At 70.3% G+C, this 19763-nt stretch carries 16 protein-coding genes; 13 read left to right on the top strand and 3 right to left on the bottom strand.

The genetic code is table 11. The annotated features are described in order from the left end of the window. Positions 1 to 189: 189 nt before the first annotated feature. The 3 genes from mdh (at position 190) to AB0K52_RS16920 (ending at position 3273) form a co-directional block, all read left to right on the top strand. Positions 190 to 1140, top strand: coding sequence for a malate dehydrogenase (gene mdh / locus AB0K52_RS16910; RefSeq protein WP_363532716.1), 951 nt, complete (start codon positions 190 to 192; stop codon positions 1138 to 1140). Positions 1141 to 1254: 114 nt separating this feature from the next. Beyond that, positions 1255 to 1998: a phosphatase PAP2 family protein gene (locus AB0K52_RS16915; RefSeq protein ID WP_363532719.1), complete on the top strand. Its 744-nt coding sequence runs from the start codon at positions 1255 to 1257 to the stop codon at positions 1996 to 1998. Positions 1999 to 2034: 36 nt separating this feature from the next. After that, positions 2035 to 3273, top strand: coding sequence for an APC family permease (locus AB0K52_RS16920; protein WP_363532722.1), 1239 nt, complete (start codon positions 2035 to 2037; stop codon positions 3271 to 3273). A 105-nt stretch (positions 3274 to 3378) separates the two neighbouring features. Here AB0K52_RS16920 and AB0K52_RS16925 read toward each other — a convergent pair whose 3' ends face one another. Together AB0K52_RS16925 and AB0K52_RS16930 are read right to left on the bottom strand one after the other, a co-directional pair. Next, complete coding sequence (locus tag AB0K52_RS16925; RefSeq protein ID WP_363532725.1) at positions 3379 to 3771, bottom strand: DUF3263 domain-containing protein; 393 nt, start codon at positions 3769 to 3771, stop codon at positions 3379 to 3381. Between the two features lie 11 nt (positions 3772 to 3782). Continuing rightward, the gene (locus AB0K52_RS16930; RefSeq protein ID WP_208496955.1) at positions 3783 to 4568 is read right to left on the bottom strand and encodes an HAD-IIA family hydrolase; all 786 of its coding nucleotides are present in this window, start codon (positions 4566 to 4568) and stop codon (positions 3783 to 3785) included. A 151-nt stretch (positions 4569 to 4719) separates the two neighbouring features. Here AB0K52_RS16930 and AB0K52_RS16935 point away from each other — a divergent pair, with 151 nt between their 5' ends. Further along, on the top strand, positions 4720 to 5310 hold the full coding sequence (locus tag AB0K52_RS16935; protein ID WP_208496956.1) for an FABP family protein: 591 nt from the start codon (positions 4720 to 4722) through the stop codon (positions 5308 to 5310). Positions 5311 to 5724: 414 nt separating this feature from the next. On the opposite strand, the gene AB0K52_RS16940 is transcribed toward AB0K52_RS16935, so the two are convergent. Continuing rightward, positions 5725 to 8061, bottom strand: a complete 2337-nt coding sequence (locus AB0K52_RS16940; RefSeq protein WP_363532729.1) for a DEAD/DEAH box helicase — start codon at positions 8059 to 8061, stop codon at positions 5725 to 5727. Between the two features lie 271 nt (positions 8062 to 8332). On the opposite strand from AB0K52_RS16940, the gene AB0K52_RS16945 reads away from it, so the two are divergent. The 9 genes from AB0K52_RS16945 (at position 8333) to rfbD (ending at position 19762) form a co-directional block, all read left to right on the top strand. Then, the gene (locus tag AB0K52_RS16945) at positions 8333 to 8647 is read left to right on the top strand and encodes an STAS domain-containing protein (protein WP_363532732.1); all 315 of its coding nucleotides are present in this window, start codon (positions 8333 to 8335) and stop codon (positions 8645 to 8647) included. 38 nt (positions 8648 to 8685) lie between these two features. Beyond that, positions 8686 to 9159, top strand: a complete 474-nt coding sequence (locus tag AB0K52_RS16950) for an ATP-binding protein (protein ID WP_363532735.1) — start codon at positions 8686 to 8688, stop codon at positions 9157 to 9159. Positions 9160 to 9380: 221 nt separating this feature from the next. Then, positions 9381 to 11714 carry a sodium-translocating pyrophosphatase gene (locus AB0K52_RS16955; protein WP_363532738.1) on the top strand — a complete coding sequence of 778 codons (2334 nt, stop codon included), beginning with the start codon at positions 9381 to 9383 and terminating at the stop codon, positions 11712 to 11714. A 163-nt stretch (positions 11715 to 11877) separates the two neighbouring features. Further along, positions 11878 to 14673, top strand: a complete 2796-nt coding sequence (topA, locus tag AB0K52_RS16960; protein WP_363532741.1) for a type I DNA topoisomerase — start codon at positions 11878 to 11880, stop codon at positions 14671 to 14673. Between the two features lie 41 nt (positions 14674 to 14714). Beyond that, the gene (locus AB0K52_RS16965) at positions 14715 to 15893 is read left to right on the top strand and encodes a glycosyltransferase (RefSeq protein ID WP_363532744.1); all 1179 of its coding nucleotides are present in this window, start codon (positions 14715 to 14717) and stop codon (positions 15891 to 15893) included. Between the two features lie 81 nt (positions 15894 to 15974). Next, positions 15975 to 16670, top strand: coding sequence for a phosphocholine cytidylyltransferase family protein (locus AB0K52_RS16970; RefSeq protein ID WP_208496962.1), 696 nt, complete (start codon positions 15975 to 15977; stop codon positions 16668 to 16670). A 172-nt stretch (positions 16671 to 16842) separates the two neighbouring features. Then, positions 16843 to 17910, top strand: coding sequence for a glucose-1-phosphate thymidylyltransferase (locus AB0K52_RS16975; RefSeq protein WP_208496963.1), 1068 nt, complete (start codon positions 16843 to 16845; stop codon positions 17908 to 17910). Beyond that, on the top strand, positions 17907 to 18893 hold the full coding sequence (gene rfbB, locus AB0K52_RS16980; RefSeq protein WP_363532749.1) for a dTDP-glucose 4,6-dehydratase: 987 nt from the start codon (positions 17907 to 17909) through the stop codon (positions 18891 to 18893). Before AB0K52_RS16975 ends, rfbB begins: the two co-directional genes overlap by 4 nt. Continuing rightward, on the top strand, positions 18890 to 19762 hold the full coding sequence (gene rfbD, locus AB0K52_RS16985) for a dTDP-4-dehydrorhamnose reductase (RefSeq protein ID WP_363532751.1): 873 nt from the start codon (positions 18890 to 18892) through the stop codon (positions 19760 to 19762). Before rfbB ends, rfbD begins: the two co-directional genes overlap by 4 nt. Position 19763 lies beyond the last annotated feature (1 nt).

Here is a 19763-nt window from a genome sequence, read left to right on the forward strand (position 1 = left end):
TTTGGAGGCCGACGCCACCCGGTCAGGGGCCGGATGCACTCCCCGAGACGAGGGTCATAGCGTGAACGAACAGACCTGGTTACGCTCGCGTAGCGTGCCATTCACCTGGCACAAGGCGACGCTCGCGCCGCCGCCACAACCCGAGGGCCTGCGAACCGCACAGGCAGCCTTAATGCAGAGGAGCATTCGATGGGTAAGAAAGTCACGGTCGTCGGCGCCGGATTCTACGGCTCCACCACCGCCCAGCGCCTGGCCGAGTACGACATCTTCGACGAGGTCGTCCTCACCGACATCGTGGACGGCAAGCCCGAGGGCATCGCCCTCGACATGAACCAGTCCCGCACCATCGAGGGCTTCGAGACCAAAGTCGTCGGCGCCACCACCGACAACGACGGCAACGGCTACGAGAAGACCGCCGGCTCCGACGTCATCGTCATCACCGCCGGCCTCCCCCGCAAACCCGGCATGAGCCGCATGGACCTCCTCGAAGTCAACGCCAAGATCGTCCGCGGCGTCACCGAGAACCTCGTCAAGCACTCCCCGAACGCCGTCATCATCGTCGTCTCCAACCCCCTCGACGAAATGACCGCCCTCGCCCAACTCGCCTCCGGCTTCCCCAAGAACCGGGTCCTCGGCCAGGCCGGCATGCTCGACACCGCGCGCTTCACCAACTTCGTCGCCGAAGAGCTCCAGGTCCCCGTCAAATCCGTCACCACCCTCACCCTCGGCTCCCACGGCGACACCATGGTCCCCGTCCCCAGCCAGTCCTCCGTCGACGGCAAGCCGCTCGCCGACCTCCTCCCCGCCGAGAAGATCGACGAACTCGTCGAAAAGACCCGCAACGGCGGCGCCGAGATCGTCGCCCTCCTCAAGACCGGCTCCGCCTACTACGCGCCCTCCGCCGCCGCCGCCCGCATGGCCAAAGCCGTCGCCGAAGACTCCGGCGCCGTCATGCCCGTCTGCGCCTGGGTCGACGGCGAATACGGCATCTCCGGCGTCTACCTCGGCGTCAACGCCCAAATCGGCGCCGAAGGCGTCAAAGCCGTCGTCGAAACCCCCCTCACCGACGACGAACTCGCCAACCTCAAAGAAGCCGCCGAAGCCGTCCGCACCAAGCAGGCCGACGTCGCCGGACTCTGACCCCCGCTGACACGACCCAGGGGCGCTCCCGCAACGGAGCGCCCCTGAACCGTTTCCCCCCATGCACCCGATATCGGATTCGACCACCGCACCACGGTCGCTAGGCTTACGCCCGTGACCGCCGCAGACCAGCGCCGCAAGACCGACACCCAGGCATGGCGGCCCTTCGTCCTCAGACGACCACGCTCATGGCTCCCCGAGATCGCCATGGCGGCCGCCTTCACGGCCATCACCATCCCCCTCGCCTGGCCCAGCGCCCTCATCGACCTCGACATCTGGATCCGCGACCTCTCCGACGCCAACCGCCCCGACTGGGCCAACTTCATCGCCATCCAGACCAACCGCCTCGGCCAAGGCGGCCTCCTCGGCGGCATCGCCCTCGGCATCGCCGCCATCCTCGCCTGGCGCGGCCGCAACGTCCGCCCCCTCATCGCCTTCCTCGCCGCCTACGCCATGGCCGGCGCCGTCCTCGCCCTCAAATACACCCTCCCCCGCGTCTACCCCCACTGGCCCGAAGCCTCCAACCCCCCCTACGCCGACGCCGCGCAAGCCGTCCTCTTCTCCGGACTCGAACCCTCCGGCGCCTACCCCTCAGGCCACGTCCTCAACACCATCATCTGGTACGGCTTCATCGTCTTCCTCGTCGGCACGCGCTGGCACCCCGCCCTGCGGCGGGCCTTCCTCATCCTCCCGCCGATCATCGTCACCTTCTCCACCACCTACCTCGGCTTTCACTGGTTCACCGACACCCCCGCCGGACTCTGCATCGGCATCGTCATCCTCCGCACCGTCCAACGCATCCCCTGGGACACCGTCGAACTCCCCCTCTGGCTCGAACCCGAACGGCGATATCGCTAACCGAACCACCGAAAACCCGCACGGTATCTTCAACACATGCCCACACCGCCGCGCGAGCGGCCGACCCTCCAGCGCCGCCTCGGACTCCCCTCCGCCATCACCATCGGGCTCGCTTCCATGCTCGGCGCCGGCGTCTTCGCCGTCTGGGCCCCCGCCGCCCGCGCCGCCGGATCCGGCCCCGGCCTCCTCACCGCACTCCTCATCGCCGGCGTCATCGCCTACTGCAACGCCCGCTCCACCGCCCGCCTCGCCGCACGCCACCCCCAAGCCGGCGGCGCCTACATCTACGGCACCCGCCAACTCCATCCCGCCGCCGGCTTCACCGCCGGCTGGGCCTTCCTCGTCGGCAAGACCGCCTCAGCCGCCGCCATGGCCCTCACCCTCGGCGCCTACCTCCTCCCCGAACACCCCCGCGCCCTCGCCGCCGCGGCCGTCGCCGCCTTCTGCGCGATCAACCTCCTCGGCGTCAAGAAGACCGCCCTCGCCTCCACGGTCTTCACCGCCATCACCCTCGCCGTCCTCGCCGCCGTCGTCATCGCCGGCACCACCGGCCCCGCCGCCGCCCAACCCCTCGGCGACACCCACCCCTGGGGCGTCCTCACCGCCGCCGGATTCATCTTCTTCGCCTTCGCCGGCTACGCCCGCATCGCCACCCTCGGCGAAGAGGTCAAACACCCCGAACGCACCATCCCCCGGGCCGTCCCCATCGCCCTCGCGATCACCTTCACCGTCTACCTGACCGTCGCCATCACAGTCCTCACCGTCCTCGGCGCAGGCACCCTCGCCGACTCCACCGCGCCCCTCGCCGACCTCGCCGGCGCCAGCGCACCCGCCCTCAAACCCGTCGTCGCCATCGGCGCGGGCGTCGCCGTCGCCGGCGTCCTCCTCAGCCTCCTGGCCGGCATCGGCCGCACCGCACTCGCCATGGCCCGCGACCGGCGCCTCCCGGGCGCGCTCACCGCCGTCTCCGAACGATTCGGGGTCCCCTGGGCGGCCGAGGTCGCCGCGAGCGCCCTCGTCCTCATCCTGGTGACCACAATGGACTTGACGGGCGCGATCGGCTTCTCCAGCTTCTGCGTCCTCGTCTACTACGGTGTCGCCAACGCCTCCGCGGCCACCCTCGACCGGCGCGACCCGCTCCCATGGCTCGGCCTCGCCGGATGCCTCATCGTCGCCGCGAGCCTCCCGCTCCCGTCAGTACTCGGCGGCCTCGCCGTATTCGCCGCAGGCGCCGGCTGGTACGCGATCACCGAACACCGAACGCGCACCGCCTGACCCGAGCAGCCGCAGACACGGCGGCGGAGGACACGCCGAAAACCAAGCCCGCCATCGCTGCCTGCAATGCGCAGACGAACTGGGGCCCGCCCAGCCCTCTTTCGACTACCGCTCAGCCCGGCGCTGATCCCGGGCGGCCCTGAGCCGGCGGACCACCGCAGGCTGCTCCGCGGCCGCCTCCGGATGGTCGATGAGGCGCGCCAGATGCTGGTAGTACCGCTCGGGGGTGAGCTCCAGCTCGTCACTGATCGCCTGCGTCTTCGCACCCGATGCGCGCCACCAGCGCGCCTCGAAGGCCAGGAGCCGCGACTCGAGCGCGCTCAGCTTCGACTCGGGCTCGCGCGACTCCCGCTGGGGCGCGGCCTGCTTCGGGGGCGCCTCCCGTGCCGGACGGGAGGCCTCATGCGGCCCGCGCGCAGGGCGCGGCACCGGCAGGAGCTCCTCACCTCCCTGGCGCGCACGCGAAACGGACTCGGCGGGGCGTTGGCCGGGAGGCATGGGGCAGCTCCTTACTCGATCCAGTCGATGAGGTCCGCCACCGAATCCTTGACGTGGTTCGGCCGGAAGGGGTAGCGCTCGACTTCTTCCATAGTGTCAGTGACCCCCGACAAAACGAGGACCGTCTCGAGCCCGGCCTCGAGGCCCGACAGCACGTCGGTGTCCATGCGGTCGCCGATCATCACCGTCGTCTCCGAGTGGGCCCCGATGCGGCGCAACGCGTTCCGCATCATCAGAGGGTTGGGCTTCCCCGGGAAGTACGCCTCTGAACCCGTCGCCGCAGTGATCATCGCCGCAACCGCGCCCACACCGAGCATCAAGCCCTCCGGGCTCGGCCCGGTCGTGTCCGGGTTCGTGCAGATCAACCGCGAGCCGGACTTGACCAGCCGCACCGCGGTCGTGAGCGCCCCGAAGTCGTACCGGCGGGTCTCCCCGAGCACCACGTAGTCGGGACGGTAGTCGGTCAGCACGTACCCGATCTCGTGCAAGGCCGTGGTCAGACCCGCCTCGCCGATCACATACGCCGAGCCCTTGGGACGCTGCGACTGCAGGAAGTCCGCCGTCGCCATCGCCGAGGTGTAGATCGACTCGACCGGCACCTGCAGCCCGGAGTTCTTCAGCCGCACATGCAGGTCGCGCGGGGTGTAAATCGAGTTGTTCGTCAGGACGAGGAACCGCTTCCCCGCCGTCTGCAGCTTCTCGATGAGCTTGTTGGCGCCGGGTACCGGCACGCCCTCGTGGACGAGCACGCCGTCCATGTCCGAGAGCCAGCTGTCGAAGGGTCCAGGTGTAGTCATGCTCAACATCTTGCCATCGCTCGGAGAAAACGACGAGGACCGGACGTAAAGTGGTGCCCGTGGAGACGGCATTGACGGCCGTGCTCGTCATCGCCGCAGGCGCCATGGCGGGCGCACTCGGCTACTGGACCATTCGAACCGCGAGGAACAAATGAGCGAGCGCGAAGTACCCGAAGAGTTCGCCTCGACCTTCCAAAAGGTCGAGCCCTACCCGTTCGAGGAGACCGACGACCTCCGCCGCGGGCCCAACCTGCACGACGACCTGCTGCCCCTGCTGCCCCTCGTCGGCCGCTGGCGCGGTCGCGGCCAAGGCGGCTACCCCGGCACCGAGGACTTCCTGTACGCCCAGGAGATCAGCTTCGTCCACGACGGCCGGCCGTTCCTGCGCTACCACGCGCGCTCCTGGATCATCGACGCCGACGGCAAGCCCGTGCGCCCCGCGGCCCAGGAGACCGGTTGGTGGCGTGTGGTCAAGGGCGACGACCCCAAGCGCCCCGAGATCGAAGTGCTCCTCTCGCACCCCACCGGCATCCTCGACCTGTACTACGGCCACGTGGACGGCATGCAGATCGAGATCGCCACCGACGCGGTGGTGCGCAGCCCGCAGGCGAAAGAGGTCACCGCCGGCAAGCGCCTGTACGGCATCGTGGAAGGCGCGCTCATGTACGCCCAGGAGATGGCCGCCGAAGGCAAGCCGCTGAGCCCCCACTTGAGCGCCAGCCTGAACCGCGTGGCCGGGTAGGCCTCGAATATTTCGTTGTGGCGGGCGGCCTGGCTGGTGTGCCGGGCCGCCCGCTGGTGTTCCTCCACGTGGAGGCCGGCCGGTGCGGGAACCGCGCGCGGGTGGCTTCCCGCGCGCGGTCTCGGTATGGCGACGTTCGCGAATCCCCTTGTCTCGCCGCCATCCCGCCGGGCCTGATGGTTTTTTGTCTCAAGGCTGACACGCTCCGCAGTTGTGCGGCAACAGAAAGTTTCCGGCTGTGGATAACTTCCTGCGGGCGTGATGCACCGCGCGCCGCGACCTTGCGGGGCTTTGCGGTTGCGTGGCTGGTGGTGGCGGTTGTACGGCGCATTCCCCAAGCGTGTCACGGGTGGTAGCGGAGCGACAACAAAGAGTTGCTCGCCTGTGGATAACCTTCGGGAGGCGCTGGGGCGCTTAGAAGTCTCCCGGCCACAGGTCGTCGTCCGCCTCTGCGGGCTCGGGTTCGGGTTCGGGCTTGTCCCTGAAGACCGTGGACTTGACCGGGCCTTCCCCCGCCTTCAGCAGCAGGCCGAGGATCGCGACCGCGCCCTTCTTGTGCAGCGGCTCGTTGCCGTTGCCGCACTTGGGACTCTGGATGCAGCTCGGGCAGCCGAAACGGCAGTCGCAGCTCGCGATCGCCTCCTGCGTGGCCCGCAGCCAGTCCGTCCACTTGCGGAACGCCTGCTCCGCGAAGCCCGCGCCGCCCGGGTGACCGTCGTAGACGAACACCGTCGGCAGCTCCGTGTCCATGTGCGCGGGCGTCGACAGCCCGCCGATGTCCCACCGGTCGCACGTGGCCACCAGCGGCAGCAGGCCGATCGAGGCGTGCTCGGCCGCGTGAAGCGACCCCGCCAGATCCGGGACCCCTTCCAGCGCTTCAGGTTCCACCGTCCACCACACCGCGACCGTGCGCAGCGTCTGCGGCGGCAGGTCCAGCGGCTGCGTGTCGATCACCTCGCCCGAAGGCAGCCTGCGGCGCTGGTACGAGATCACGTTCGACGTCACCTCGACCTCGCCCAGGCACAGGGTCACGTCGCCCATCTCCAGGCGCTCGCGCTCCGACAGCACCTCCAGGTGCGTGATCTCCTGCGCGCTCGTCATCCACGGCGGCTTCGCCGCGTGGACCAGCGCCAGGCCGTCCTCGAGGTCGAGGTCGTCGACGATGTACGACTCGCCCTGATGCAGGTACAGCGCCCCCTTGTGCACCAGCCGGTGCGACGCCGCCGTGTCGATCGTGCCGATCAGCCGGCCCGTCTTCGTCTCCGCGATGTCGACGCCCATGGGACCCGAACCGCGCAAGGTGACCTCGGGACGCTCCGACCCGATCCAGTAGTACCGGCCGCCCGGCCGGCGCCGCAGCAGCTTCTGCTCGCACAGCCGCTCCGCCACCTCCCGGCTGCCCGGGATCGCATCAAGGTCCGCGTCCCGCAGCGGCAGCTCCTCCGCCGCCAGGCACAGGTGCCCGGCCAGGACGTACGGGTTCGACGGGTCGCACACGCTCGCCTCCACCGGCCGGTCGAAGATCGCCTCCGGATGGTGCACCAGGTACGTGTCGAGCGGGTCGTCCTTCGCGAGCATCACCGCCAGCGCCTCGGTGTCGCCCCGGCCCGCGCGGCCGATCTGCTGCCAGAAGCTCGCGAGCCGGCCGGGGTAGCCGCAGAGGAGGACGGCGTCGAGGCCGGTGACGTCGATGCCGAGTTCGAGGGCGTTGGTGGTGGCGACGCCGAGGAGGCGGCCTTCGCGGAGGTCGGATTCGAGGTCGCGGCGGTGTTCGCGGAGGTAGCCGGCGCGGTAGGCGGCGATGCGGTCGGCGGCGGGGTCGGCGCCGAGGCGGGATTTGGCTTCTGCGGCGACGATCTCGGCGCCGCGGCGGGAGGGGACGAAGGCGAGGGTGCGGATGCCGCGGCGGGTGAGCTGGGCGAGCATGCGGGCGGTTTCGCTGAGGGTGGAGGCCTGCTGGGGTTCGCCTTCGATCTCGTAGGTGACCGGTTCCCAGAGGGCGACGGTGGCGCCGGGGTGGGGGGAGTAGTCGCGGGTGACGGCGACGGCGGGGCGGCCGGTGAGGACGGTGAGGGAGGCGGCGGGGTCGGCGGCGGTGGCGCTGGCGGCGATGACGGTGGGGCGGGCGCCGTAGTGCTCGGCGAGGCGGAGGAGGCGGCGGAGGGTGAGGGCGACGTGGGCGCCGAAGACGCCGCGGTAGACGTGGCATTCGTCGATGACGACGTATTTGAGGTTCTTGAGGAGGGAGCGCCACATGCGGTGGCGGGGGAGGAGGGAGTGGTGGAGGAGGTCGGGGTTGGAGAGGACGAGGTTGGCGAAGCGCTGGGCCCATTGGCGGTGTTCGAAGGGGGTGTCGCCGTCGACGATGGCGGGGATGAGGCCGGGGAGGTCGAATTCGCCGACGGCTCGGGCCTGGTCGGCGGCGAGGGCTTTGGTGGGGGCGAGGTAGATGGTGCGGCCTTCGCCGCCGGCGGCGGCTTCGGTGAGGAGGGGGAGGAGGTAGGCGAGGCTTTTGCCGGAGGCGGTGCCGGTGGCGACGATGACGTCGCGGCCTTCGTGGGCGTGGGTGGCGGCTTCGGCCTGGTGGGGCCAGAGGCGGGTGATGCCGGTGTCGCCGAGGGCGGTGCGGACGGTGTCGGGGACCCATGCGGGCCAGTCGGTGCGCACGGGTCGGCGCGGCGGGAGGCGGCGCAGGTGGCGCAGGCCGCCCTCGTCGGCTTCGAGGGCGGCGATCAGCTGGTCGACGGACACCGTCCAATGATGCCGCAGCCCACCGACAGGGTGGTGCGGCGGCGGGGGCGGGCGTCCGCAATTCGGTCATACGCTCCCGGCTCCACTCCACTGGGAACGCAGTACGCTTATGGGCCAAGACACAGTGATCACCGGCCCGAGCGGGGACCGGGCCCGCCCGAGGCCCGCCCGCGCGCGCCGCCGCGGCTGCGGGCCGCGGGTTTCGCCGAGAGAGGGGAGCGACGGCGTGAGGGGAACATCAGGTGATGGCGCGGCCGAGCCCGAGCTGGGGTTGAGCCTCTCCGAGGTCGGCGATTACGCGGTCATCAGCGTGACCGGGGAGATCGACATGTACACGGCGCCGCAGTTGCGGGAGGCCGTGCGGCAGCTGGCTTCGGAGGGTCGGATGCGGGTCGCGATCGACCTGACGCCGACGGAGTTCTGTGATTCGACGGGTCTGGGCGTGCTCATCGGGGCGCGGCGGCGGCTGTCGGATTCGGGCGGGAGTCTCGTGGTGGTGGTCGCGAATCCGCGGATCCGGAAGCTGTTGGACTTGACCGGTCTCGACAAGGTGCTCGATGTCCGGGAAGCGGTGCCCGGGGAGTGAACGGCTCGAGGCACGACCGCTCGGGACGGGCCGAGGCGGTGACGGTCCGGTTCGCGTTCACGCCCGCGGCCGCGTATGTGCGGGCGGCGCGGTTGGTGGCGGCCGACGTGGCGGCGCATGCGGGGGTGGCGACGGGGCTGCTGGACGAGGTGCGGCAGGCGGTGGGCGAGGCGTGCACGCGCGCGGTGCTGCGTCATCGGGACCGGGGGATCGAGGATCTCGTGCGCGTAGAGTTCGCGATCGGTGATCGTTTTGTTGCGAAAATCACGGATAACGCGCAGGATCTGCGCGCGCGCTCGGACGGGCGGGTCCCCGCGGGGGTGGGCGGCGGCGATGCGCGAGCGAACGATCACGATGCGATCGAAGAGGACACCCTCTCGGAGGAGATCACCCTGATCGTGCTGGGCGGACTGGTCGAAGACCTGGTCGTGACCGGTCCGGGGGCGGACGGGAGCACGACGGTCAGCATGTCGTGGCCGCTGCCGGGATCGGGTTCCGGCGCCGATCACTGAGGGATTGGACACGCCCGCGGGCGCGCGTGACCGTCCCCACTGCTAAAGCGCTCACATCGTTACACTCCGCACGTTAAGTCTGCCGGGCCGCAGGCCCGGCTCCCGGCCGCGCCGTCCTACCCGTCCCGCGGCCCCCTACGTGACTGCGATACCGGTCCCGCGGTGCCCCGCGGGACGCATGGCTCCGGGCCATGGACCTGTCTTGCATATGGAGGAACTACATGCATACGTTGCTCGCCAACGGCGACGAGGGCGTAAGCGAACTCGCGGGCTCGAACCTGAGCCTCGTCGTGGTCGCCGCCGCGCTCGCGCTGGTCGCCCTGGGCGGCGCCGCCGCGCTCGTGAAGAGCATCCTGGCGGCCGGCACCGGCACCGACAAGATGCGGGAGATCTCGGGGGCCGTCCAGGAGGGCGCCTCGGCTTATCTCAACCGCCAGTTCAAAGCGCTCGGCGTCTTCGTCGTCATCGCGGTGGTCCTGCTGTTCCTGCTCCCGGCCGAGGGGGGCACGGACGTCCGGATCGGGCGCAGCGCCTTCTTCATCGTGGGCGCGCTGTTCAGCTCGTTCATCGGCTGGGCCGGCATGAACATGGCCACGCGCGCGAACGTGCGCGTCGCCGCCGCGGCCCGCGACGGCAAGCCCACCGCCGCGATGCACCTGGCCTTCCGCACCGGCGGCGTGGTCGGGTTCCTCACCGTCGGCCTGGGCCTGCTGGGCGCGGCGGTCGTCGTGTTCCTGTACAAGGGCGACGCGCCCGTCGTCTTGGAGGGCTTCGGTTTCGGCGCGGCGCTCCTGGCGATGTTCATGCGCGTCGGCGGCGGCATCTTCACCAAGGCCGCCGACGTCGGCGCGGACCTCGTCGGCAAGGTCGAGCAGGGCATCCCCGAGGACGACCCGCGCAACCCGGCGACGATCGCGGACAACGTGGGCGACAACGTCGGCGACTGCGCCGGCATGGCCGCGGACCTGTTCGAGTCGTACGCGGTGGTCCTGGTCGCGAGCCTCATCCTGGGCCGCGCGGCGTTCGGTGAGACCGGCCTGGTCCTGCCGCTGCTGGTCGCCTCGGTCGGCATCGTGTGCGCGATCCTCGGCGTCATCATCACCCGCATGCGCGCCTCGGACGCGTCGGGCCTGACCGCGATCAACCGCGCGTTCTACATCTCCGCGGTCGTCGCCGCGGCCCTGACCGCGGTCGCCGTGTTCTGGTACGTGCCCTCGTCCTGGTCGGAGCTCGGCGGGAAGATCGCCGCCGAGGACATCGCGAGCATCCCCGTGAACCCGCAGGTCCTCGCGGTCGTCGCGGTCGTCATCGGCATCGCGCTGGCGGCGGCGATCCTGGCGCTCACCGGCTACTACACCGACACGCGGTACAAGCCGACGAAGACCGTCTCGGCCTCGACCCGCACCGGCGCGGCCACGAACATCCTGTCGGGCTTCTCGCTCGGTCTGGAGTCGGCCGTGTACACGGCGCTGACGATCGCGGTCGCGGTCCTCGGCGCGTACCTGCTCGGCGGCGGCGTGTTCCTCGTGAGCCTGTTCGCGGTCGCGCTCGCCGGCTGCGGCCTGCTCACCACCGTCGGCGTCATCGTCGCCATGGACACGTTCGGGCCCATCAGCGACAACGCGCAAGGCGTGGCCGAGATGTCCGGCGACGTCGAAGGCGACGCGGCGCGCACCCTCACCGACCTGGACGCGGTCGGCAACACCACCAAGGCGATCACCAAGGGCATCGCGATCGCGACCGCGGTCCTGGCCGCGACCGCCTTGTTCGGCTCCTACACCGACGCGGTGGTCTCCGAGGGCCTCGCCGGCGGCGCGCTCTTCGAGACGTTGAACATCGCCGACCCGGTCAACATCGTCGGGTTCATCATCGGCGCGAGCGTCGTGTTCCTGTTCTCCGGCCTCGCCGTCAACGCCGTCGCCCGCTCCGCCGGCGCCGTCGTCACCGAGGTCCGCGACCAGTTCGCTCGCTTCCCCGGGATCATGGAGGGCACGCAGCGGCCCGAGTACGGCCGCGTCGTCGACATCTGCACCCGCGACGCCCAGCGCGAACTCGTCACGCCCGGGCTCCTCGCCATCACCGCGCCCATCGCGGTCGGCTTCGGCCTCGGCGTCGGCCCGCTCGCGGCGTACCTCGCGGGCGCGATCGCGTGCGGCGTGCTCATGGCCGTCATGCTCGCGAACTCGGGCGGGGCGTGGGACAACGCGAAGAAGGACGTCGAGGACGGCAACCACGGCGGCAAGGGCTCCGAGGCCCACGCCGCGGCGGTCATCGGCGACACCGTCGGCGACCCGTTCAAGGACACCGCCGGGCCCGCGATCAACCCGCTCCTGAAGGTCATGAACCTGGTGAGCCTCATCATCGCCCCGGCCGTCGTCGTGTACACGGTCGAAGGCGTCGGCGACCAGGCCGACAGCCCGGTCCGGTGGATCATCGCCGGTGTCGCGCTCGCCGCCCTCGTCGCGGCGATCCTCGTCTCCAAGCGGCGTTCCGCGGTGGTGGAGGCGGGGGAAGCCCACGCCCCGGAGCAGCGTGAGTCGGTCAACGTCGGCTAGCGGCTGAGCGCGCGCCCAGCCCGGAACTTCGCTGAATCTGGGATCACGTCCGCGTGTGCCCCGGTCGATCGGACCGGGGCACACCCATACTCAGGGGACGCAATGCGGAAGCGTGAGCTACCGTAACGAATCGAGTGCATTTTCCGAGTGAACGGTGGGAGCAGTGGCGGACATCAAGCGCCTGGTCATCGTGGAGTCCCCGGCGAAGGCCAAGACGATCGCCTCCTATCTCGGCCCCGGCTACATCGTCGACTCCTCGCTCGGGCACATCAGGGACCTTCCGCGCAGCGCGAAGGAGATCCCGGCCAAATTCAAGGACAAGGCCTGGTCGCGCCTCGGCGTGGACGTCGACAACGACTTCGCGCCGCTGTACATCGTGAACCCGGACCGGTCCGCGCATGTGAAGAAGCTCAAGGGCTACCTCGCGGAGGTCGACGAGCTCTTCCTCGCCACCGATGAGGACCGCGAGGGGGAGGCCATCGCCTGGCACCTGCTCGAGACCCTGAAGCCGAAGGTCCCGGTCAAGCGGATGGTGTTCCACGAGATCACGCCGCAGGCCATCGCCGAGGCCGCCGCGAACCCGCGCGAGCTCAACCAGGACCTCGTCGACGCCCAGGAGGGGCGGCGCATCCTCGACCGCCTCTACGGGTACGAGGTCTCCCCGGTCCTGTGGAAGAAGGTCATGCCGCGCCTGTCGGCCGGGCGCGTGCAGTCGGTCGCGACGCGGCTCGTCGTCGAGCGGGAGCGGGCGCGCATGGCGTTCCGCGCCGCCGACTACTGGGACGTCTCCGCCAATCTGGCGACCGACGACGACCAGGTGTTCAAGGCCACGCTCATCGCCGTCGACGGGGACCGGGTCGCCACCGGCAAGGACTTCGACGCCGCCACCGGGCAGGTGAAGGGCAACGTCGTCCACCTCGACGAGGCCGGCGCCCGCGGGCTCGCGCACCGCCTCGAAGGCCGCGACTTCACCGTCCTCAAAGTCGAGAAGAAGCCGTACCGGCGCAAGCCGTACGCGCCGTTCATCACCTCGACGCTGCAGCAGGAGGCCGGGCGCAAGCTCCGCCTCTCCAGCGCGCAGGTCATGCGGGTCGCCCAGCGGCTCTACGAGAACGGCCACATCACCTATATGCGGACCGACTCGACGAACCTGTCGAACACCGCGATCAACGCCGCCCGCGCCCAGGCCGCCGAACTCTACGGCGCCCAGTACGTGCCCTCGGAGCCGCGCCGGTACGCGCGAAAGGTGAAGAACGCGCAGGAGGCCCACGAGGCCATCCGGCCCTCCGGGGACCGGTTCAAGACCCCCAACCAGTTGAAGAGCCAGCTCTCGGCCGAAGAGTTCCGGCTGTACGATCTCATCTGGCGGCGCACGCTCGCCTCCCAGATGGTCGACGCCACCGGGAACTCGACCTCGGTGCGCGCCCGCGCCACCACCGCCGACGGGGAAGAGGCCGACTTCGGCGCCTCCGGCAAGACCATCACCAACCCCGGTTTCCTCCTCGCCTACGTCGAGTCCATCGACGACGGCGACGCCGACGACGCCGAGAAGCGCCTGCCCGAGCTCACCGAGCGGCAGCACCTCGCCGAGCGCGGCCTCGAAGCCGCCGGGCACACCACGCAGCCGCCCGCCCGCTACACCGAGGCCAGCCTCGTCAAAGCCCTCGAAGAGCGCGGCATCGGCCGGCCCTCCACGTACGCGTCGATCATGCAGACCATCCAGGACCGCGAATACGTGTTCAAGAAGGGCCAGGCGCTCGTGCCCGCCTTCCGCGCGTTCGCCGTCATCGGGCTCATGGAGCGGCACTTCCCGCGCCTGGTCGACTACGACTTCACCGCGGGCATGGAGAACGAGCTCGACGAGGTCGCCGCCGGCCAGGAGTCCCGCGAGGAGTTCCTGCGCAAGTTCTACTTCGGCGGGCAGGACAAGGAAGGCACCGTCGCCGCCTCCGGCGGGCTGCGGCACATGATCGAAGAGGAACTCGCGAAGATCGACGCCCGCGAGGTCAACTCGATCCCGCTGTACACCGACGACAAGGGACGCCACGTCGTCGCCCGCGTCGGCCGGTACGGGCCCTACCTCGAGCGCACCACGCCCGGGCAGGAGGACGGGGCCGAGCCGGGCAAGCGGCCCTCGATCCCCGAGCACCTCGCGCCCGACGAGCTCACCCCGGAGCGGGGCCAGGAGCTGTTCGAACTCGCCGAGAACGAAGGCGAACTCGGCACCCACCCCGAGACCGGGGAGCCGGTGCTCGCCAAGACCGGCCGGTACGGGCCGTACGTCACCAGCGGCGAGAAGTCCTCGTCCCTGCTGACCGGCCAGAAGCTCTCCGAGATCACCCTCGCCGACGCCGTCAAGCTCCTGACGCTGCCGCGCCTGGTCGGCACGGCCGCCGACGGCGAGGAGATCCGCACCGGCCTGGGCCCGCACGGCCCGTACGTGAAGAAGAACCGCGACTTCCGGTCCCTCGAGAACGAGGAGCAGCTGTTCACCCTCACCCTCGACGAAGCGGAGAAGCTGCTCGCGCAGCCCAAGACGCGCGGACGCCAGCAGCGCGCCCAGACCCTCCTCAAAGAGCTCGGCCCCGACCCGGTCACCGGCAAGGAGGTCACGCTCAAGGACGGCCGGTTCGGCCCGTACGTGACCGACGGCGAGACGAACGCGTCGATCCGCAAGACCGACTCGATCGAGGACCTCACCATCGACCGCGCCGCCGAGCTCCTCGCCGAACGCCGCGAGAAGGTCGCCTCCGGGGCCGTGCCCGCGAAGAAGACCGCCAAGAAAGCCGCGAAGAAGACGACCGCGAAGAAGACCGCGGCGAAGAAGACGGTGAAGAAGACCGCGGCGAAGAAGACGGTGAAGAAGGCCGCCGCGAAGAAGACCGCGGCGAAGCAGACGGTGAAGAAGGCCGCCGCCAAGAAGGCCGCGAAGCAAACGGGTGCGCCACAGGAAGACTGAGGAACCGAGCGCGCCTTGCCGAGCCGCCCTAGGCTTGGTGAGTGCGCATCACCTTTCTCCTCCGCAACGCCTGGGGCCTCGGCGGCACGATCAAGACCACGTTGAACACCGCGCACGCCCTCGTCGAGCGCGGCCACGACGTCACCATCGTCTCCTGCACCCGCCACAAGGACCGGCCCGACTTCGACACCGACCCGCGCATCCGCGTCGAATCCCTCTGGGACATCCGCAAGCCCGAACACGGCGGCGAGACCCTGTCCCGCGCCGACCGGATCCGCCGCCGGCTCCCGTCGTTCCTGCACTGGCAGCGCGCCGTCAACATGGACGACGTCTCGATGCTCCTCGACCGCCGCGTGAAGCGGTACGTGCGGGCCGCCGACACGGACGTCCTCATCGGCACCCAGGCCAACCTCAACTCCTACCTCGCCCGCTACGCCCGCCGCGGCATGCCCGTCGTCGCCCAGGAGCACCTCTTCCTCGACCATTACCGGCCCCGCGTCCGCCGGCGCATCCTGCGCGACTGCCGCCGCTTCGACGCCGTCGCCACCATCACCGAGGCCGACGCCGCCGCCTACCGCGAGGCCGCGCCCGCCCGCGCCGGCATCGTCGCGCACGTCCCCAACTCGATCCCCGCCGCGCCGCCCTCCGCCGCCGAGCGCGGCCCCGTCGTCATGGCCGTCGGCCGCCTCACCCGCATGAAGGGCTTCGACCTGCTCGTGGACGCCTTCGCGTCCCTCGCCGCGGCCCGACCCGAATGGTCCCTGCACCTCTACGGGCGCGGCAGCGAGCGCAAACGCCTCGAAGCGCGCGTCAAGGAACTCGGCATGCAGGGCCGGATCGTGCTGAAAGGCGGGGTCGCGCCGCTCGACGCCGCCCGCGCCGGCGCGTCGATCGCCGTCGTGCCCTCCCGGTTCGAGCCGTTCGGGCTCGTCATCGTCGAAGCCATGGCCGCCGGGCTGCCCGTGCTGTGCACGGCCGTCCCGCACGGCCCCTTGGAGATCGTCGAAGACGGCAAGAACGGCCTGCTCGTCGCCCCCGAAGACCCCGCGGCGATCGCCGCCGGGCTCGACCGGCTCATGGGCGACCCCGACCTGCGCGCCGCGCTCGGCGAGGGCGGGCGCGCCAAGGCCCGCGAATACGAGCCCGACGCGGTGGTCGGACGTCACGAGACGCTCCTGCGGCGGGCGGCCGAGTCACGGCGGAGCCGTACAGTGGGCTGAACGGCTCCCGCTCCCGCACTGGTAGCGTGAGGGCCATTCGTGCTGTTTGAGGCCAGAGTGACTGAAACGGATGAGAGCGCCGTGTCGACGAACATCGTGATCCTGGCGGCCGGCGTCGGCTCCCGCCTCGGGAAGCCGCACCCCAAGCCCCTGACGCCGCTCGCCTCCGGGGAGACCATCCTCGGCCGGTCGCTGCGGCTGCTCACCTCCCGCTTCTCCCGCCACTCCATTCACCTCGTGGTCGGCTTCAAGAAAGAGGTCATCATGGAGGAGGTGCCCGACGTCGGCTTCATCTACAACCAGGCGTACGGGGACACCAACACCGCGAAGAGCCTCCTCAAGGCCCTCACCATCCTCGGCCCGGGCGGGGTGCTGTGGCTCAACGGCGACGTCGTCTTCGACCCGCGGGTCCTCGACGCGCTCCTGCCGCACATCGCCATGGACCGCTCCTTCATCTCGGTGAACACCGCCTCCGTCGCCGAAGAGGAGATCAAGTACACGCTCGGCCCCGACGGGTACATCCGCCGCCTGTCCAAAGAGGTCCGCGACGGCGCGCTCGGGGAGGCCGTCGGCGTCAACTACGTCTCCTCCGGCGACCGGGCGATCCTCGCCAAGCGGCTCGCCGAGGTCGGCGACCAGGACTACTTCGAACGCGGCATCGAACTGGCCATCGAGCACGACGGCGTCCACTTCGAGGCCATCGACATCTCCGCCCACGACGTCATCGAGATCGACTTCGCCGAGGACCTCACCGAGGCCAACCGCCGCTTCCGCTAGCCGCCCCGCCCCGCCCGCAGTCCCCGGCGAACCCCGCCGCGGACCCCCTAAGGAGACCCTCCGAAGACCCTCCACGGCACCGGTGACCTGCGGAATCCACGGGATGTGAATATCGCTCGAACGAGAGAGGGAACGAGCGGTGGCCTGGGCGTGAACTGTTAGGGTGGGCGACATGAAGGCTCTTGTACTCTCCGGCGGCGCGGGCACCCGCCTCAGGCCGATCACCCACACCTCGGCCAAGCAGCTCGTACCGGTCGCGAACAAGCCGGTCCTGTTCTACGGCCTCGAGGCGATCGCCGAGGCCGGGATCACCGAGGTCGGCATCATCGTCGGCGACACCGCCGCGGAGATCCGCGAAGCCGTCGGCGACGGGTCCGAGCTCGGCATCAAGGTGACCTACATCCCCCAGGACGCGCCGCTCGGCCTCGCCCACGCCGTCCTCATCGCCAAGGACTTCCTCGGCGACGACGACTTCGTCATGTACCTCGGCGACAACTTCATCGTCGGCGGCATCTCCGGCCTCGTCGACCAGTTCCGCGCCGAGAAGCCCGACGCGCAGATCCTCCTCACCCAGGTCTCCGACCCCCGCTCGTTCGGCGTCGCCGAACTCGACGCGGACGGCAAGGTGATCGGCCTCGAGGAGAAGCCCAAAGAGCCCAAGAGCGACCTCGCCCTCGTCGGCGTCTACCTCTTCACCCCCAACATCCACGAGGCCGTGCGCTCCATCAAGCCGTCGTGGCGCGGCGAGCTCGAGATCACGCACGCCATCCAATGGCTCATCGAGCAGGGCCAGGACGTCCGCTCGACCACCATCCACGGGTACTGGAAGGACACCGGCAACGTCACCGACATGCTGGAGGTCAACCGGACCGTGCTCGAGACCCTCGAACCCTCCCTCGACGGCGAGATCGACGAGGCCAGCGAGATCATCGGCCGCGTCCAGATCCACAAGACCGCCAAGGTCACCGGCAGCCGCATCGTCGGCCCGGCGATCGTCGGCGCCGGCTCCGTCGTCGCGGACGCGTACGTCGGGCCCTTCACGTCCATCTCGGACGACTGCCGGATCGAGGACGCCGAAGTGGAGTACTCGATCCTGCTCAAGGAGTCCTCGATCGTCGGCGTCCGCCGCATCGAGGCCTCGCTCATCGGACGGAACGTCGAGATCACCCCGGCGCCGCGCGTCCCCGCGGCCCACCGGCTCGTCATCGGCGACTACAGCAAGGTGCAGATTTCCTCATGACCACGAAGATCCTCGTGACCGGCGGGGCCGGCTTCATCGGCTCCCACTACGTGCGCACCGTCCTCGGCGAGCACGGCCCGGCCGACGTGGCCGTCACGGTCCTCGACAAGCTCACCTACGCCGGCAACCCGGCGAACCTCGACGAGGTCCGCTCCCACCCCGGCTTCGCGTTCGTCCAGGGCGACATCTGCGACACCGAGCTCGTCGCGCAGCTCATGGCCGACCACGACCAGGTCGTCCACTTCGCGGCCGAGTCCCATGTGGACCGCTCCATCGACGGCGGCGCCGAGTTCGTGCGCACCAACGTGGTCGGCACCCACACCCTCATCCACGCCGCCCACCTCGCCGGGATCGACACGTTCGTGCACGTCTCCACCGACGAGGTCTACGGCTCGATCGACGAGGGCTCCTGGCCCGAGACCGACCCGCTCGCCCCGAACTCGCCGTACTCGGCGGCGAAGGCCTCCTCCGACCTCATCGCCCTCTCCTACCACCGGACCCACGGGCTCGACGTGCGCGTCACCCGCTGCTCCAACAACTACGGGCACCACCACTTCCCCGAGAAGGTCATCCCGTTGTTCATCACGAACCTGCTGGACGGCAAGAAGGTCCCGCTGTACGGCGACGGCGGCAACATCCGCGACTGGCTCCACATCGACGACCACGTGCAGGGCATCGAACTCGTCCGCACCAAGGGCCGCGCCGGCGAGGTCTACAACATCGGCGGCGGCACCGAACTCTCCAACAAGGAGCTCACGCAGCTCCTCCTCGACGCCTGCGGCGCCGACTGGGACGAGTCCGTCGAGTACGTGACCGACCGCAAGGGCCACGACCGCCGCTACTCCGTCGACTGCACCAAGATCAGCACCGAGCTCGGCTACCAGCCCAAGACCGACTTCAAGGCCGGCCTCGCCGAGACCGTCCAGTGGTACCGCGACAACCGCGCGTGGTGGGAGCCCCTGAAGGACAAGGCCGCCCTGTGAGCACCTGGCTGATCACCGGCGGCGCGGGCATGCTCGCCCAAGACGTCGAGGCCCGCGTCCAAGCCGCCGGGCAGCGCGCGGTCGTCCTGTCCCGCAAGGAACTCGACATCACCGACCCCGCGTCGGTGGCCGCCGCCCTCGCCGAGCACGCCCCCGCCGTCGTGGTCAACTGCGCCGCCTGGACCGCCGTCGACGACGCCGAGGAGCAGGAGGCCGCCGCCCTCGCCGTCAACGGCGACGGCCCCCGCCGCCTCGCCGAGGCCTGCCGCGAGACCGGGGCCGTGCTCCTGCAGGTCTCCACCGACTACGTCTTCGCCGGCGACGCCACCGCGCCCTACGCCGAAGACGCCCCCACCGCCCCGCGCAGCGCCTACGGCCGCACCAAGCTCGCCGGCGAGGAAGCCGTCCTCGAACTGCTCCCCGACACCGGATACGTCGTGCGCACCGCCTGGCTCTACGGCGCCGGCGGCGGCAACTTCGTGCGCACCATGATCAGACTCGAAGGCGTCAAGGACACCCTCGACGTCGTCGACGACCAGCGCGGGCAGCCGACCTGGACCGCGGACCTCGCCGACCGCCTCGTGCGGCTCGGGGAGGGCGCGCTCGCCGGGACGGCCCCCGCCGGGGTGTACCACGGCACGAGCTCGGGCGAGACGACCTGGTTCGGGCTGACGCGGCGGATCTTCGAGCTGCTGGGCGCCGACCCGGAGCGGGTGCGCCCGACCACGAGCGAGGCGTTCAAGCGCCCGGCGCCGCGCCCGGCCTACAGCGTGCTGGGGCACGACCGGTGGCAGGCGGCGGGCATCGACCCGATCCGCGACTGGCGCGAGGCCCTGGACGCGGCGTTCCCCGCCCTCCCGAAGGACTGAA

Source organism: Glycomyces sp. NPDC049804, from assembly GCF_040674615.1.
GTDB classification, from domain to species: domain Bacteria; phylum Actinomycetota; class Actinomycetes; order Mycobacteriales; family Micromonosporaceae; genus Glycomyces; species Glycomyces niveus.